This is a genomic window from Paenirhizobium cremeum (assembly GCF_047553425.1).
Taxonomy (GTDB): domain Bacteria; phylum Pseudomonadota; class Alphaproteobacteria; order Rhizobiales; family Rhizobiaceae; genus Allorhizobium; species Allorhizobium cremeum.
Map to the genome: position 1 here is coordinate 1,285,313 of NZ_CP180217.1, position 15,125 is coordinate 1,300,437.

At 61.1% G+C, this 15,125-nt stretch carries 11 protein-coding genes and 1 tRNA gene; 8 read left to right on the forward strand and 4 right to left on the reverse strand.

The features are described 5' to 3' along the window. The first annotated feature begins 63 nt into the window (after positions 1 to 63). Entirely contained in the window at positions 64 to 1,221 is a 1,158-nt protein-coding gene (locus ACLBKR_RS06385) for an aminotransferase class I/II-fold pyridoxal phosphate-dependent enzyme (RefSeq protein WP_113486786.1), read from the forward strand. A 134-nt stretch (positions 1,222 to 1,355) separates the two neighbouring features. Here the strand turns inward: ACLBKR_RS06385 and ACLBKR_RS06390 are convergent, their stop codons facing one another. Then, a complete protein-coding gene (locus ACLBKR_RS06390) occupies positions 1,356 to 4,247 on the reverse strand; it encodes an Rne/Rng family ribonuclease (protein ID WP_414901031.1) in 2,892 nt (963 codons plus the stop codon). Positions 4,248 to 5,053: 806 nt separating this feature from the next. Between ACLBKR_RS06390 and ACLBKR_RS06395 the strand changes: the two genes are divergently transcribed. The 3 genes from ACLBKR_RS06395 to prfB all read left to right on the forward strand — a co-directional run bounded on the left by ACLBKR_RS06395 (position 5,054) and on the right by prfB (position 10,117). After that, entirely contained in the window at positions 5,054 to 6,214 is a 1,161-nt protein-coding gene (locus tag ACLBKR_RS06395; protein WP_112828940.1) for an N-acetylmuramoyl-L-alanine amidase, read from the forward strand. 217 nt (positions 6,215 to 6,431) lie between these two features. Next, entirely contained in the window at positions 6,432 to 8,888 is a 2,457-nt protein-coding gene (locus tag ACLBKR_RS06400; protein ID WP_113438974.1) for a penicillin-binding protein 1A, read from the forward strand. Positions 8,889 to 8,988: 100 nt separating this feature from the next. After that, positions 8,989 to 10,117 (forward strand): peptide chain release factor 2 gene (gene prfB, locus ACLBKR_RS06405; RefSeq protein WP_162708228.1). Its coding sequence is split into 2 segments (ribosomal slippage): positions 8,989 to 9,057 and positions 9,059 to 10,117, totalling 1,128 coding nucleotides; the frame shifts between segments, so codons are not numbered across the junction. Between the two features lie 60 nt (positions 10,118 to 10,177). Here prfB and ACLBKR_RS06410 read toward each other — a convergent pair. Further along, positions 10,178 to 11,419 carry a multidrug effflux MFS transporter gene (locus ACLBKR_RS06410; RefSeq protein ID WP_113448701.1) on the reverse strand — a complete coding sequence of 414 codons (1,242 nt, stop codon included), beginning with the start codon at positions 11,417 to 11,419 and terminating at the stop codon, positions 10,178 to 10,180. Positions 11,420 to 11,617: 198 nt separating this feature from the next. Between ACLBKR_RS06410 and ACLBKR_RS06415 the strand changes: the two genes are divergently transcribed. Next, positions 11,618 to 12,232 carry a TetR/AcrR family transcriptional regulator gene (locus tag ACLBKR_RS06415; protein ID WP_414901034.1) on the forward strand — a complete coding sequence of 205 codons (615 nt, stop codon included), beginning with the start codon at positions 11,618 to 11,620 and terminating at the stop codon, positions 12,230 to 12,232. A 27-nt stretch (positions 12,233 to 12,259) separates the two neighbouring features. On the opposite strand, the gene ACLBKR_RS06420 is transcribed toward ACLBKR_RS06415, so the two are convergent. Together ACLBKR_RS06420 and ACLBKR_RS06425 are read right to left on the reverse strand one after the other, a co-directional pair. Beyond that, the gene (locus tag ACLBKR_RS06420; RefSeq protein WP_113425960.1) at positions 12,260 to 12,799 is read right to left on the reverse strand and encodes a hypothetical protein; all 540 of its coding nucleotides are present in this window, start codon (positions 12,797 to 12,799) and stop codon (positions 12,260 to 12,262) included. A 10-nt stretch (positions 12,800 to 12,809) separates the two neighbouring features. Further along, positions 12,810 to 13,583 carry an NAD kinase gene (locus tag ACLBKR_RS06425; RefSeq protein WP_112828869.1) on the reverse strand — a complete coding sequence of 258 codons (774 nt, stop codon included), beginning with the start codon at positions 13,581 to 13,583 and terminating at the stop codon, positions 12,810 to 12,812. Here ACLBKR_RS06425 and ACLBKR_RS06430 point away from each other — a divergent pair. The 3 genes from ACLBKR_RS06430 to ACLBKR_RS06440 all read left to right on the forward strand — a co-directional run bounded on the left by ACLBKR_RS06430 (position 13,582) and on the right by ACLBKR_RS06440 (position 14,793). Then, on the forward strand, positions 13,582 to 13,719 hold the full coding sequence (locus ACLBKR_RS06430) for a hypothetical protein (RefSeq protein WP_414901037.1): 138 nt from the start codon (positions 13,582 to 13,584) through the stop codon (positions 13,717 to 13,719). The genes ACLBKR_RS06425 and ACLBKR_RS06430 overlap by 2 nt on opposite strands. Positions 13,720 to 13,778: 59 nt before the next feature. Then, a tRNA-Thr gene (locus ACLBKR_RS06435) sits at positions 13,779 to 13,854 on the forward strand. A gap of 195 nt (positions 13,855 to 14,049) precedes the next feature. Continuing rightward, complete coding sequence (locus ACLBKR_RS06440) at positions 14,050 to 14,793, forward strand: hypothetical protein (protein WP_414901039.1); 744 nt, start codon at positions 14,050 to 14,052, stop codon at positions 14,791 to 14,793. Positions 14,794 to 15,125 lie beyond the last annotated feature (332 nt).

The following is a 15,125-nucleotide window of genomic DNA, read 5'->3' on the forward strand; positions in this document are numbered from 1 at the left end:
CGCCATTGTGAACACCGGAATAATGCGGCAAATGTCTGGCGCGCAGAAGAAAGAGTTGAAGACGTGATTTCCATTTCCAGACGCAGTGCAGTCGAACCCTTCCATGCCATGGATGTCCTTGCCGAGGCGACAAGACGGCGCCAGGCCGGTGCGCCTGTCATCTCCATGGCTGTCGGCCAGCCGGGCCATCCGGCGCCCCAGACAGCGCTGGCCGCGGCCCGCGAGGCGCTTGCCCACGGACGTATCGGCTACACGGACGCGCTCGGCCTCCTCGAACTCAGGGAAAAGCTGGCCGGTTACTACCGGCGTCGCCACGGCGTCTCGCTCGATCCCTCCCGGATCGCCGTCACGACGGGGTCCTCGGCGGGCTTCAATCTCGCCTTTCTGACGCTCTTCGACGCGGGCGATGCGGTCGCGATCGCAAGGCCCGGCTATCCTGCCTATCGGGCCATCCTTTCGGCGCTTGGCCTCAAGGTGGTGGAAGTTCCGGTCAATGCCGGCACCGGCTTCACTCTGACGCCGGAAAGCCTGGAGGCGGCCCAGAGGGAAGCCGGGCTGCGCCTCAAGGGCGTTCTGCTCGCAAGCCCTGCCAACCCCACGGGCACGGTGACCAGCCCCGCGCAATTGCGCGCGGTCTACGATTATTGCAAGGGGCAGGGTATCAGCCTGATCTCCGACGAGATCTATCACGGCCTCACCTATGCCGGCGAAGAAGCGACGGCGCTCGAATTCGGCAATGAGGCCATCATCATCAACTCCTTCTCGAAATATTACTGCATGACCGGTTGGCGGATCGGCTGGATGGTCCTTCCGGAAGAGGCAGTCAGGCCGATGGAGTGCCTGGCGCAAAGCCTCTATATCTCCGCGCCGGAGCTCTCTCAGGTGGCCGCGATTGCCGCCCTGGAGGCCGGGGAGGAATTGGAGCATTACAAGGCGAGTTGTGCCGCAAATCGCGAGTTTCTGCTGAAGCGCCTGCCCGAACTCGGCATGCCCTTGCTTTCGCCGATGGATGGCGCCTTCTACGCTTACGTCGACGTGTCCCGCTTCACCAATGACAGCATGGCTTTTGCGCGCCGTATGCTGGCGGAAATCGATGTAGCGGCGACGCCCGGCATGGATTTCGACCCCCTCGACGGCCATCTTGCGCTGCGCATGTCCTATGCCGGAACCATGACTGAAATGGTCGAGGCCACCGACCGTATCGCCCGCTGGATTGCCTAAAAGAGTCAGCATTCAAGGCGTTACCGCCGTTTCCGGACTCATTTTGTGAGGCTGTTTTGCTAGCACAAGCCTGAATAAAGAAAAGGCCCCGCATTGCGGGGCCTTTTTTGTTCTGTTCATTCGCCGACGTCGGCTCAGAAGAAGCCGCGCTTCTGCCACCAGCCGCCCTTTTTCGGCTTCGGCGGCTCTTCGCCATCTTCGGACGACTTTTGGGACGTTACGACCGGTTCGGAGGAGGTCAGGTTCGATCCGCGATTGGCGCGAGCCGGCTTGGCTTCATCCGGGATCTCGGCCGTCTCCGCGGCGTCTTCCTGGGGCTCTTCCGCCGCTTCTACCGGAACATCCGCGGTGGCTTCCTGCTCTTCCACGATTTCCGGCAAGGGAGCGGGCGTTTCCGCCGCAATGACCGGCTCCTCGACAGGGGAGGCGGTGACCTTGGCCTTGCGGCTCCGGCGCGGCTTCGGCGCCACCGGCTCCTCGGCGGATTCGACTGCCGCCATGGCAGCGGGCTCCTCGGCCGCGCTCTGCTCGGCGATGTCCTCGATCAGTGCGGCTTCGGTGTCGGAATCGTCGGCCTCGCCTTCGTCATCCGTTTCGCCGGATGCCTCGGCGCCTTCCTCGCCCGGACGGTTGCGACGACCGCCGCGCTTGCCGCGACGGCGGCGCTTGCGCTTCTGGCTATCGTCACCGGAGGTTTCGCCATTGGCGTCGGTGGCCTCGACGGCTGCGTCGGACGCACCTTCCTCGTCGCCTTCATCCTCGGCGCCATCGCCTTCGTCGGAAAGGCCGTCCTCATCGCCATCGCCGGCCGATGCCGCAAGGTTTCCCTGGCCCTGGCCGTTCTTGTTACGGCGGCGGCGACGGCGCTTGCGCTTGCGGCCGCCCTGCTGCTCTTCGCCGTTCCCGTTGGTCGAGGGCTGCGCTGCCGAAGCGGCTGCAACGACTTCCTCTTCCTCTTCGTCCTCCGGTTCCGGCACGTATTCGTCTTCCTCCGGCTCCGGCAGAAGCTGCATCAGGCTTTCGATCCTGACCGGATTGGCGACGGCTTCGCCGCGGTCGATGGCGAAATGCTGGTGCCCGACCGATTCGTCGGAATCGATGGTGATCGTCACCCCGAACCGGCGCTCGTAATCGACGATCGTGCCGCGCTTCTGGTTGAGCAGGTAGAGAGCGGTTTCCGGCGTCGTGCGCACGGTAATGTCGTGGGTCGTGCTTTTGAGCAGGAACTCCTCGACACCGCGGAGCACATGCAGGGCAACCGACGACTGGGAGCGGATGAGACCGGTGCCGCCGCAATGCGGGCAAAGCTGGGTCGTCGATTCGAGAACCGAAGCGCGGATACGCTGGCGCGACATTTCGAGCAGGCCGAAATGCGAGATCCGGCCGACCTGAATGCGGGCGCGGTCGTTCTTGAGGCAGTCCTTGAGCTTCTTCTCGACGGCGCGGTTGTTGCGCTTTTCTTCCATGTCGATGAAGTCGATGACGATCAGACCGGCAAGGTCGCGCAGGCGAAGCTGCCGCGCCACTTCTTCCGCCGCTTCAAGATTCGTCTGCAGCGCGGTGTCTTCGATCGAGTATTCCCGCGTCGAGCGGCCGGAGTTGACGTCGATCGCAACCAGCGCTTCGGTCTGGTTGATGATGATGTAACCGCCGGATTTCAGTGTCACCTGCGGCTGCAGCATGCGGTCGAGCTGGGCTTCGATGCCGGAGCGCGAGAAGATCGGGTGAAGATCGCGATAGGGCTGAACCACCTTGGCATGGCTCGGCATCAGCATCTTCATGAAGTCTTTCGCTTCGCGATAGCCTTCCTCGCCGGCGACGATGATCTCGCTGATATCCTTGTTGTAGAGGTCGCGAATCGAACGCTTGATGAGCGATCCTTCTTCATAGACGAGGCAGGGAGCCGTCGAATTGAGCGTCAGGGTACGGACGTTTTCCCAAAGACGCATCAGATATTCGAAGTCGCGCTTGATCTCGACGCGGGTACGGTTTGCGCCGGCGGTGCGGAGAATGACGCCCATGCCCTGCGGCACGTCCAGCTCGCGGGCGATTTCCTTGAGGCGCTTGCGGTCCTGCGGATTGGTGATCTTGCGGGAAATGCCACCGCCGCGTGCCGTGTTCGGCATCAGCACGGAATAACGGCCGGCCAACGACAGGTAGGTGGTCAGCGCCGCACCCTTGTTGCCGCGCTCTTCCTTGGCGACCTGCACCAGCAGGATCTGCCGGCGCTTGATGACTTCCTGAATGCGGTATTGCTTGCGCGGCTTGCGTATGACGCGGTCCGGAACCTCTTCCATCGCGTCTTCGGCGCCGACGGATTCGATCTCTTCCTTCTCCTCGACGTGATCGTCGTCATCGTCGTCGAAATCGTCGTCGCGGCCCCGGCGGCCATCCGCATCCTCGGAGATTTCGTCCATGTCGACCATCGCCGCCATGGTGTCGCTGCCGCCTTCGTCTTCGGAGGCGGCTTCGGCAGCCTGCGCTTCCGGCTCGGCAGTCTTCTTGGCGCGCGGCTTGCGGGTGCGCTTCGGCTTCGCCTTGGGCTCCGGCGCTTCCTCGGCAACGGCTTCCGCCGCAACCTCTTCCGTCTTGATGTCGGACTGTTCGTTATCGGCGGCCGTAGCGGCTTCTATCGTTTCGATGACCGAAGCAATGCCGGTATCGGGCTGGTCCTGGGTGGAAAGATCGACCGGAGCCGGCAAAGGCTCGTCGCCCTCGACGTCGTTTTCCTTGCGATGCTCCTCTGCCTCGGCGTGGAGGAGGGCCTGCCTGTCGGCGAGCGGGATCTGGTAGTAGTCCGGATGGATTTCTGCAAAGGCCAGGAAGCCGTGGCGATTGCCGCCGTAATCGACAAAGGCCGCCTGGAGCGAGGGTTCGACCCGGGTCACCTTGGCGAGATAGATATTGCCTCTGATCTGCTTCTTGTGTTGTGACTCGAAATCGAATTCTTCAATGCGGTTACCGCGTACGACAACAACGCGCGTCTCTTCTTCGTGAGACGCGTCTATTAACATTTTGTCTGCCATTTAAGCTGTGCTCCTCGGCGCTGCCGAAAAGGAGATCACCCGCTCGCTGTACTATGGTGCGGATGGTGCTTTGCGGGCTTTGCGCCGGATATAAAGGTCTCCGTCCGGAGGAGTGTGCTGCGAGCAATTGAACGGCTTTCGGGAGACTGAGGTGTCCCGGCTCGCCCAATTTGTTCAATCCCTGCTGCAACGACATTAATGACCGAACGAAAACGACAATGACATAGGCCCCTCGGGACCGGATGAGTGCTCTGGTGAAGAGCTTTTGGTGGAAACCACCTGTTACAGGTGCCGGCCGGGCCGGCGTGTTGAACCAGTTTCAGGACAAAAGTGCAGAAACGGCGGATGAATGTCCGGCTAACCAGGCGCCAAGTCCTTGCAAGGTTGGCAGCCGCTGCGGCGATTCTATCCCGTGGGCACTCTTAACCCTCATGTGCGTTGTATGTTTTCTCTGTCACAATAGCAAGGGGAAACGGAATTATGCCATAATATCGATTGATTAGCGGGCAAGACTGCCAACCGGTCGATTCTATACCTGGATACGGCCACGCGCATTGCTGGGGACAATGGCGGCGGACGGTCGGAAACCCGGTTGAACGCCGGTCGATTTTGATGGTTTACAAGGTTGTGGCGGATCGCGGCGGCATGGTGATCCGCGGCGATCGTGACGGGGAAACGGATTGTCAGTCATTCGAACCTTTGCAGGCCGGTTCCTGCCCGCTTTCGGTCCAGGTCGGGCCGGGTTCCTCAGGGGCTTACGGCTGGCTGCCGTCGTGGCGCTTTTTGCCGGTGCCGGGGCCGATGCGATGGCCGTACAGGCCGGGCAGGGCGATCCTTTGCTCGCCTATGCCGCACGCATTGCCGGCGACCGTGCCCGCACCCGAATCGTCATCGATTTCGATCGCAAGCCCGATGTCGAGGTTCGCTATATGGCGAAGCCGGACAGGATCGTGGTCGACATGCCGGCAACCGCGTTTACTTTCCCGAATGCGGACCTGAAACCGACCGGCCTTTTCCGCGATATCCGTTTCGGCGCGATGGATGCGAATTCCGCGCGTCTGGTGCTGACGGCTGAGCGACCGGCGAAGCTTGCGGCCGCGGAGATCAAGGAAGACGAGGGCGGCAACGGTTACCGGTTGGTGCTCGACGCGGAAATGGTGTCGCAACCGGATTTCGATGCTCTCGTCGCCTCCCAGTCCTGGGCGGTCGGGGCAACGGCCAAGGCGGACCTGCGCGGCGATCGCGTCGCGGCTCCCGATCCTGCGGAAGATGACGATTTCGTGATCGCGATCGACGCGGGACACGGCGGCATCGATGCGGGGGCCGCCGGCGCAGAGACGAAGACGCCCGAAAAGGAGATCACGCTTGCCTTCGCAAGGGCGCTGGCGGAGCGGCTGAAGAACGAAAAGGGGATCAAGGCGTTTCTGACACGCGAGGGCGACGAGTTTCTGTCGCTGTCGGAGCGCGTCACCATCGCCCGCCAGCATAAGGCCGATCTGCTGATTTCCTTTCATGCCGACACGCTGCGCCAGAGCGGCATTCGCGGCGCCACGGTCTACACGATTTCCGATACGGCTTCCGACCACATGGCCGCGGCGCTGGCGGAGCGAGAAAACCTCTCCGATGCGGTCGCCGGCGTCGATCTGACGAGTGAGCCGACCGAGGTCACCGATATCCTGCTCGATTTGACGCGGCGCGAGACACAGGCGTTCTCCGTCTCGCTGGCGAATGCCGTCATCGGCTCTTTCGAGGGGCAGGTGCAGCTTATCAACAATCCGCATCGCTCCGCCGGTTTCAGGGTTTTGCAGGCTCACGATGTCCCCTCGATCCTGCTGGAACTCGGGTTTCTTTCCAACAAGGATGATGAGAAGTTGTTGCTCGATCCCCAGTGGCGCGAGAAGATCGCGACATTGCTGGCCGATGCGATCAGGCGCTATCGGGCGCCGGTCGTCGCCAATGGCGGCTAGGTCCGCCATCCTGTGGGTGAAACGGGGGGAAGGGGATGCGGCCCTATTTTCCTCACAATCGGGCCGTTACTCGCAAATGAAGCGGCGATTGCCTTGATGCGCAGGAATCAATGCTTGTCGCTGTGTCTTGCCAAGCTGGGCACGACGTGCAAAACGCCACGGCATGTGCGATGCTTGCCATTGCGCTCCGAACCGAAGTCATCGCGGTAGCTCGAATATGATCAGACTGATTGGATATTTCTTCGGACTGGCATCCGTTCTCGCCCTTGGCGTCGCGGCTGCCGCTGCCATTTATCTGGCCGGCGTGACGAAGGATCTTCCCGACTATGAAGTCCTGTCGAGCTATGCGCCACCGGTGACAACGCGATTCCATGCCGGTAACGGCGCCCTCATGGCGGAATATGCGCGCGAGCGGCGGCTGTTCTTGCCGATCCAGGCGATTCCGGACCGCGTCAAGGCGGCCTTCCTTTCCGCCGAGGACAAGAACTTCTACAATCACCCGGGCGTCGACATCTACGGTCTCGGTCGCGCCATCCTCGTCAACCTGCAGAATTTCGGCTCAGGCCGCCGCCCCGTTGGCGCTTCGACGATCACCCAGCAGGTCGCCAAGAACTTCCTCCTGTCGGCGGACCAGACGATCGACCGCAAGGTGAAGGAAGCCATTCTGTCCTTCCGCATCGAGCAGACCTATTCGAAGGACAAGATCCTCGAACTTTATCTGAACGAGATCTTCTTCGGCATGAATGCCTACGGCATCGCCGGCGCGGCTCTGACCTATTTCGACAAGTCGGTGACGGAGCTGACGATCGCCGAAACCGCCTATCTCGCCTCCCTGCCCAAGGGACCGTCCAACTATCATCCGTTCCGCCACACCGAAGCCGCTCTCGAGCGCCGCAACTGGGTCATCGATCGCATGGTGGAGAACGGTTTCGTCTCCCATGACGACGGCGAGGAAGCCAAGAAGCAGCCGCTCGGCGTCACGCTGCGCCGTTCCGGCTCTTACCTGTTTGCCTCGGATTATTTCTCCGAGGAAGTGCGCCGCCAGATCATCGAGAAATACGGCGACAAGGCGCTCTACGAGGGCGGTCTGTCGGTGCGGACCTCGCTCGATCCGAAAATTCAGATCGCCGCACGCAAGGCGTTGCAGGACGGTCTGCTGAGCTATGACGAACGGCGCGGTTATCGCGGCCCCGTCAAGACTATCGATATGGCCGGCGACTGGGGCGTGGAACTGTCCAAGATCGATGGCCTGAGCGATGTCCCGGAATGGAAACTCGCCGTCGTCCTCGAGACTTCCGCGTCGCGGGTCGACATCGGCCTGCAGCCGGCCAAGGCGGCCGACGGCAAGGTTGGAGCCGACCGCCAGACGGGCCGTATTGCCGCCGAGGACATGGACTGGGCCTATCGCTCGGCAACCGGCGACCGCAAGACGGCCAAGTCGCCGGAAGGTGTCCTGAAACCGGGCGACGTCGTTTATGTCGAAGCTCTCGGGGATGCCAAGCCGGGCAGCTATCGGCTGCGCCAGCCGCCGAAAGTTCAGGGCGGACTTGTCGCCATGGATCCCCATACCGGCCGCGTGCTCGCCATGGTCGGCGGCTTCTCCTATGCCCAGTCGGAATTCAACCGCGCGACCCAGGCCATGCGTCAGCCGGGCTCCTCCTTCAAGCCGTTCGTCTATGCCGCCGCGCTGGACAATGGCTATACTCCGGCTTCCGTTATCATGGACGCGCCGATCGAGTTCGTGTCCGGCGGCCAGGTCTGGAGACCGCAGAACTACGGTGGCGGTTCTGCCGGCCCCTCGACGCTTCGTCTCGGCATCGAGAAGTCGCGTAACCTGATGACGGTTCGCCTTGCCAATGACATGGGCATGAACCTCGTTGCTGAATATGCGGAGCGCTTCGGCATCTACGACAAGATGAACCCGGTTCTCGCCATGTCGCTCGGTTCCGGCGAAACGACGGTGCTGCGCATGGTGTCGGCCTATGCCGTGCTGGCCAACGGCGGCAAGCAGATCAAGCCGACGCTCATCGACCGTATCCAGGACCGCTACGGCAAGACGATCTTCCGTCACGAAGAGCGCACCTGCGAGGGCTGCAATGCGGACGAGTGGCAGAACCAGGAAGAGCCGACCGTTGTCGATAACCGCGAGCAGGTCCTCGATCCGATGACCGCCTATCAGATTACCTCCATCATGGAGGGCGTCATTCAGCGGGGCACGGCTGCCGGCAAGATCAAGCTCGACCGTCCGGTGGCCGGCAAGACCGGAACGACCAACGACGAAAAGGACGCCTGGTTCGTCGGGTATACTCCGGATCTGGTGGCTGGCCTTTATATCGGCTTCGACAATCCTGCACCGCTCGGCCGTGGCGCGACCGGCGGCTCGATGTCCGCTCCGATTTTCAACGAATTCATGCAGGTAGCCGTCGCCGGCACGCCGCCGGGCATGTTCCACATTCCGGAAGGCATGAGCCTTATCCCGATCAACCGGAAGACCGGGATGCTGGCCGCGGAAGGCGATCCCGACACCATCGTCGAAGCCTTCAAGCCGGGCACCGGCCCCGCCGACACCTTCTCCGTCATCGGCATGGACGGTTATGTCGCGCCGGAAGAGATCCTCAGGGATTCGCCACAGGCCAACCAGGCCGTAACCTCCGGTTCCGGCGGCCTGTTCTGATCCGTCTCCAGATCCTGAATGCCGAGGCCGCCTCTTTACATCGGGGGCGGCCGACACTATTCACCCCTCAGCAATTCGATCCGAGGTGAAATCAAGCGAAATGCGTGCAGAAATCGAGAATGTAGTCGACGAAATCAAGCAGGCCATAAGCCTGCTGAGGAGGCATCTTTGACTGGGACCAGGCGATAAGACGACTGGACTGGTTGAACAACAAGGCAGAGGACCCGAACCTCTGGAACGATGCCCAGGAAGCGCAGAAGCTCATGCGCGAGCGCCAACAGCTCGATGAGAGCATCGCAGGCGTGAAACGTCTTGAACAGCAGATGAAGGACAACATCGAGCTGATCGAGATGGGCGAGGAAGAGGGTGACGAATCGATTGTCACCGAGGCCGAGCAGGCGCTGAAGGCGTTGAAGGCTGAATCCGGCCGCCTGCAGGTCGAGGCCATGCTATCCGGCGAAGCCGACGGCAACGACACCTATCTGGAAGTTCATTCCGGCGCCGGTGGCACGGAGTCCCAGGACTGGGCCAACATGCTGCTGCGCATGTACATCCGCTGGGCGGAAAAGCAGGGCTTCAAGGTCGAGGTGCTGGAAGTGCATGACGGCGAAGAAGCCGGCATCAAGTCCGCGACGATCCTCATCAAGGGCCACAATGCCTATGGCTGGGCGAAGACCGAGTCCGGTGTTCATCGTCTCGTGCGCATCTCACCTTATGACTCGAACGCGCGTCGGCACACGTCCTTCTCGTCGGTCTGGGTCTATCCGGTCGTCGATGACTCGATCACCATCGAGATCAACGAAAGCGATTGCCGCATCGATACCTATCGTTCGTCGGGCGCCGGCGGTCAGCACGTCAACACGACCGATTCGGCGGTGCGTATCACGCACATTCCGACCGGTATTGTTGTCGCCTGCCAACAGGAGCGTTCGCAGCACAAGAACCGCGCCAAGGCCTGGGAAATGCTGCGTGCCCGCATGTACGAGGCCGAATTGATGAAGCGGGAAGCGGCCGCCAATGCCGAAGCCGCGTCCAAGACGGATATCGGCTGGGGTCACCAGATCCGCTCCTACGTTCTGCAGCCCTATCAGCTCGTCAAGGACCTGCGCACCGGCGTCGAAAGCACCGATCCGGATACCGTGCTGAACGGCGATCTGAACGAATTCATGGAAGCTGCCCTTGCGCACCGCATCAGTGGCAAGGCCGATGCCGTCGCCGACGTTGACTGACGGGGATGTGTTGCCTAACGAAGATAAGGGACGGCGGGGTTTGGGCCCCGCCGTTTCCGTTTATGGCCGTTCTTCCGCAGGCCTTGTCGTCTCGGCTTCCGTGGCCGGGCTCCTGAGCGTAACGGTCGCGAGCAGCAATACCGTAAGGGAACATGTTGCGATGGTTGCGACCATCGGCAGCGCCGTGCCGTCGAAGAACAGGCTCGCGATGCCGATCACGCTCGACGCCGTGACGAATTGCAGCGTGCCCATCAGGGCTGATGCCGTCCCGGCGATGCGGCCATGAGCCTCGAGTGCGAGGACGGCCGATGTCGGAATAACCATGCCGAGAAAACCGTAGGCCACGAAAAGCAGGGCCGCCATCAGCGGAAGGCTGCCGAAGCCGAATTCGAACATCACGAAGAGCAGTGTCGCCGCAAGCGCAAAACCGCTGACCGCGAATCGGATCAGTCGCTGCAGGCCGAAACGGCGGGACAGGCGGCCGTTCATCTGCGAGGCGCTGATGAAGGAGATGGCATTCAGCGAGAACAGCACGCTGTAATATCCCGGCGTCAGGCCGTAATGCTCGATCAGGATGAAGGACGAGTTGGCCACATAGATCATGTAGCTCGACATGCCGAAGGAGGCGATCAGAACGAGGCCGAGATAATAGGGGTCGCGCAGCAGGACGCCGTAGGAGGAAAGCGCACTGCCGAGACTGCTCTCGCTGCGGGCTTCTGGCGAGCGTGTTTCCGGCAGAAGCAGAGCGGCAAGGATCATGCCCAGCGCCGCGGTTGCGACCATGACCCAAAAAATGATGCGCCAGCTGCCGAAAGCCGTAATCATGCTGCCGGCGAGCGGTGCCAGGATGGGAGATACGCTGAAGACCAGCATCAGCCGCGACATCAGATGGGCGGCGGCGACGCCGGTGAAGAGGTCGCGGACAATCGCCCGGCAAAGGACGGTGCCGGCACAGGCGCCGACGCCCTGCAGGGCCCGGAAACCGATCAGCCACTCGACCGATGGCGAGAGCGCGCAGCCGATTGCGCCGATGGCGAAGAGTGAAAGGCCGAAGAATAGCGGCTTCTTGCGGCCGATCATGTCGGAAACCGGTCCGTAGACGAGTTGCGACAGTCCCATCGCGACGAAGAAGGAAATGAGGCTCGCCTGCACGGCTCCACTGTCAGCATTGAGACCGACGCCGATTTCCGGCAGTGACGGCAGATACATGTCGATTGCGAAAAGCCCGATCGCCGTCAGCAATCCAAGGACGATGGGGAGTGAGGCCGGGTGTTGAGTGGAGGGAGGGGATTTCTGGAGCATGAAAAAACCTTTGCGTCGCCGGGGCATTTGCCGCGGAGGGGGAGAAGGACGGAAAAGTGTTTGACAATGGGCGCGGAAAGGCCGCGCAATGAAGTGAACTTTTATGTAAAAAATATTGGACACAATTGTCCAATTAGTCAAGCCCCTCTATGGTGAGGCATGGATCAGATGCATCACGCCCCGAATCTCCCGCAAAGCATGGACACAGGCAGCCGCACCAAGCGTGATGCCATCATAGATGCCGCTGCCGCGATCTTTTCCGAAAGCGGCTATTCGGGCGCGAGCATCGATGCGATCGCTGCCCGCGCGAATGTGTCCCGCCAGACGGTTTACAATCAGATCGGTGACAAGGAAAAAGTCTTCCGGGCGGTCGTGACGGATATCACCCAGCGTTCCAGCGCGGGTTTCTTCGCCGTTCTCGAGACTTTTCCCGATACGCCGAAGGATCTTGAGGCCGATCTTTGCGCCTTCGCCACCCGTCTCCTGAAGGTTGCCGTGTGCGAGCCGAGCGGGCGATGGCTGTTGCGCCTGCTGTCACTCGAAGGCGCGCGCCATCCCGAGCTTTTCACCACATGGCGTGAATACGGGCCGGGCCGTAAGCATCCGGCAATGGCCGCCCGCTTCGCTCAGCTCGCCCATGGCGGTTATCTCGATGTCGAGGACCCGTCGCTGGCCGCCCGCCAATTCATGGCGCTGGTGATGTCGGATGTGCGCGCCGACCTGCAGCTCGGCATCCCGATACCGGAGAGCGAACTGGCCGGATTGGCGAAAAACGCCGTCCATACCTTCCTCAGGGCTTTCGGCAAACGTTGAGGCGGTCCTCACGACGTGACCTCCCGGTCAGTTCGTCTCGCGCTCGACCCTGATATCGCCGAATTCGTCGATCAGCACGGTCCAGCCTTCCGGCTCCAACTGCTGGGGATCGGTCTTCAGATAGACCGTCGCGAAGAGGCCGGGCTGGCGAGTGACGCCGGTCGAATCCTCCGGCCGGATATCGGTGACATAGGCTTTGATCGCCGAAAACTCCTCCAGTTCCACGCTTTCCAGCACCTTCGGCCCGCTATCGGTCAGGAGGATCTGCTGCAGGTAGATCTTCGCCGTCCGGTCCGGCTGGCGAATGGCGACGAGTTTGTAGTAGCCGCGCTGTGGCTCTGCCTTTTCGGAGGTCTGCGGCGCCGGCTGTTCTTCCGGCGCAGGCGAGGTCGCGCCATTGCCGCCAACGTCGGGTGCGCTCTCGATCTCCGCGTCGCCTTCCCAGAAGCCACCGCTGATGACGAAGGTGGCGGTCACCGGCAGCTGGTCGATATCGTCCGCCTTCGCGCCGGTGCTGGAGAGGAGCAGGGCCGCAAGCCCGATTCGGAGAAACTGGGAACGGGGCATGGGATCTCCCTCAGTTCGAAAACTGTTCGGCGAGGATGCGGTCGGACCACGATCTGTCTGGATCGGACAGGATGCGGGCGGTGGTGTCCTGGGACTGGGCGATCTGCACGCGCACGACCGACTTCACTTCCGTATGATCGGCAACGGCATTGACCGGCCGCTTCTCGGCCTCCAGCACGATGATATCGACGCTCACCTTGTTCGGCAGCAGCGCGCCGCGCCAGCGGCGGGGACGAAAGGCGCTGACCGGGGTGAGCGCCAGAAGCGGCGCTTCCAGCGGCAGGATGGGGCCATGGGCGGAAAGATTGTATGCGGTCGAACCGGCAGGCGTCGCCACCATCACGCCGTCGCAGATCAGCTCCTCCAGTCGCACCTGGCCGTCGATGATGACCTTCAGCTTGGCGGCCTGGTAGGATTGGCGCAGCAGGGAGACTTCGTTGATCGCGAGCGCGATCGACGTCGTCCCGTCGGCATTGGTCGTCGTCATTTTCAGGGGATGGAAGTCGTTCTCGACCGCCGCGGCGATCCGCTCGCACAGGTTTTCGGTCGAATAGTCGTTCATCAGGAAACCGACCGAGCCGCGGTTCATGCCGTAGACAAGCTTGCCGGAATTCATCGTCTCGTGCAGCGTTTGCAGCATGAAGCCGTCGCCGCCGAGCGCCACGACGACATCGGCTTGCCTCGGTTCGACATTGCCGTAGAGGCGAATCAACTCCTCGCGGGAGGCCTGGGCCTCGTCGGTATTGGAGGCAAGGAAGGAAAGCGAGCGGAACGAGCGAGACATGGACGGCCCTTTGAATGTGCGCCTGTCGTACATGATAAAGGCCGGCAGCGACAAGGCGTTTCGCGCCGTCGGCGGTTCCGTCCATCCGGGCCGCGGCGCCGGACGCATCGTCGCGCCCGTTCACCATGCCGCCTAACCATCACGAGAATTTTTCCTTTACCGCGGATCGATTTGCCCTTATTGACGGCCATCAATGCCCTTGTAGCTCAGTTGGTAGAGCACCTGATTTGTAATCAGGGGGTCGCGGGTTCGAACCCTGCCGGGGGCACCAAAAATCTCTGAACAATTCAATTGGTTGTTGTCGTTGTGTGAAATTGCCTTCGATCGAAGGCCTCATGTTGCATTCGTTTCCTTGGTTATCCGGTAAACGCTTGCAGTTCCGGCAAATCCCTGCGACATGGTTTGCAGCATGGAGCCTTCATATAGTGGCGCGACGACCCAATCCTGTCGCGCATCCGAGGCGTGTATGAGCCAGAATATCACCTTCACCGGTTTTGAACCAGCACTCCCACCTGACGAGATCAGCATCAATGCATCAGTTCACCGTCAATGGAGCACGATACTTGAGCTTTGGCGGCGGGGATATCACGCGGAGACATCGATCGAGCAGCTGGAGACCTATCTGGAATTCCACCGCGTACAGATATTTGAGAACAGGACCTCGGACGGAAAGTATGATTGGCCGCGCGACTGGTTGGCGGCGAAGAGCTATCACGACAGCCAGACTGACTTCGTGCGCAATCGCCGCGCCTTCAATGACGGCCTTCGTACTATGTGGACTGAGTGGTACGAGCGCAGTGTTGGTTCGCTTTTGCAGCTATCTATGGAGGCTCTCCGGAGCATGATCCTCGTTAATGGCGCTGCAATTCTCGCATGTCTGACACTACTTTCAGGCCAGATAGAGAAGCCGAGCGCATCAGCCGTGCTCGCCGCGAAAATAATGCTCTTCTGCGCAATTTTCAGCATGTGCTTGATAGCTGGAGGACATTTGATTGCGTCTATGAGAATGCTCGACGTTACCAGTCGCGTAAGGGGCGCGCTTGTTGGCCACATCCGTCATCGACGGCTCTATGCGATCAGTCGCTATCTTCGTAGGTATTTGGATCCCACCACAGAGTGGGCTAATGGTCTTATCTATGCATCGATTTTTGTGTTCGCATTCAGCTCGCTAATCTGTGCGCTGATCGTGGTTTTCGGCTCAGCCAAGTAGCCCAGACGGGCCAGGTTCAAATCCAAGTGGTTTTCCATATAAAGACGCCCACAGGGTGACACCCCGCACTTCTGAGGTGGGGCTCCGTCAGCCTGTCGAACGCCCGCCTGCATGCCTGCTATTGCTCGGAAGAGAGAGTTGTCGCAACTGGTGAAACGTAATCCCCAACCCAGATGCCATGGGAGCAATCGCGCGGTTTGGTCCGAGGATCTTCCCGCGCCGTATCACCTGATGCTCATTTCAAGCACCGTTGACCAAAACTGGTTCGTACTTTCTCCCGCTAGTGGACCTGTTCCATCATTTGTCCTCAGATTCACGCCTCGTTTTCGTGA

Coding starts and splice junctions, on each gene's coding strand:
- ACLBKR_RS06440 (WP_414901039.1), top strand. CDS start 14,050: ATGAGCCAGAATATCACCTTCACCGGTTTTGAACCAGCACTCCCACCT.
- ACLBKR_RS06425 (WP_112828869.1), bottom strand. CDS start 13,583: ATGTCTCGCTCGTTCCGCTCGCTTTCCTTCCTTGCCTCCAATACCGAC.
- ACLBKR_RS06395 (WP_112828940.1), top strand. CDS start 5,054: ATGGCCGTACAGGCCGGGCAGGGCGATCCTTTGCTCGCCTATGCCGCA.
- ACLBKR_RS06415 (WP_414901034.1), top strand. CDS start 11,618: ATGGACACAGGCAGCCGCACCAAGCGTGATGCCATCATAGATGCCGCT.
- ACLBKR_RS06390 (WP_414901031.1), bottom strand. CDS start 4,247: ATGGCAGACAAAATGTTAATAGACGCGTCTCACGAAGAAGAGACGCGC.
- ACLBKR_RS06430 (WP_414901037.1), top strand. CDS start 13,582: ATGGACGGCCCTTTGAATGTGCGCCTGTCGTACATGATAAAGGCCGGC.
- ACLBKR_RS06410 (WP_113448701.1), bottom strand. CDS start 11,419: ATGCTCCAGAAATCCCCTCCCTCCACTCAACACCCGGCCTCACTCCCC.
- ACLBKR_RS06400 (WP_113438974.1), top strand. CDS start 6,432: ATGATCAGACTGATTGGATATTTCTTCGGACTGGCATCCGTTCTCGCC.
- ACLBKR_RS06420 (WP_113425960.1), bottom strand. CDS start 12,799: ATGCCCCGTTCCCAGTTTCTCCGAATCGGGCTTGCGGCCCTGCTCCTC.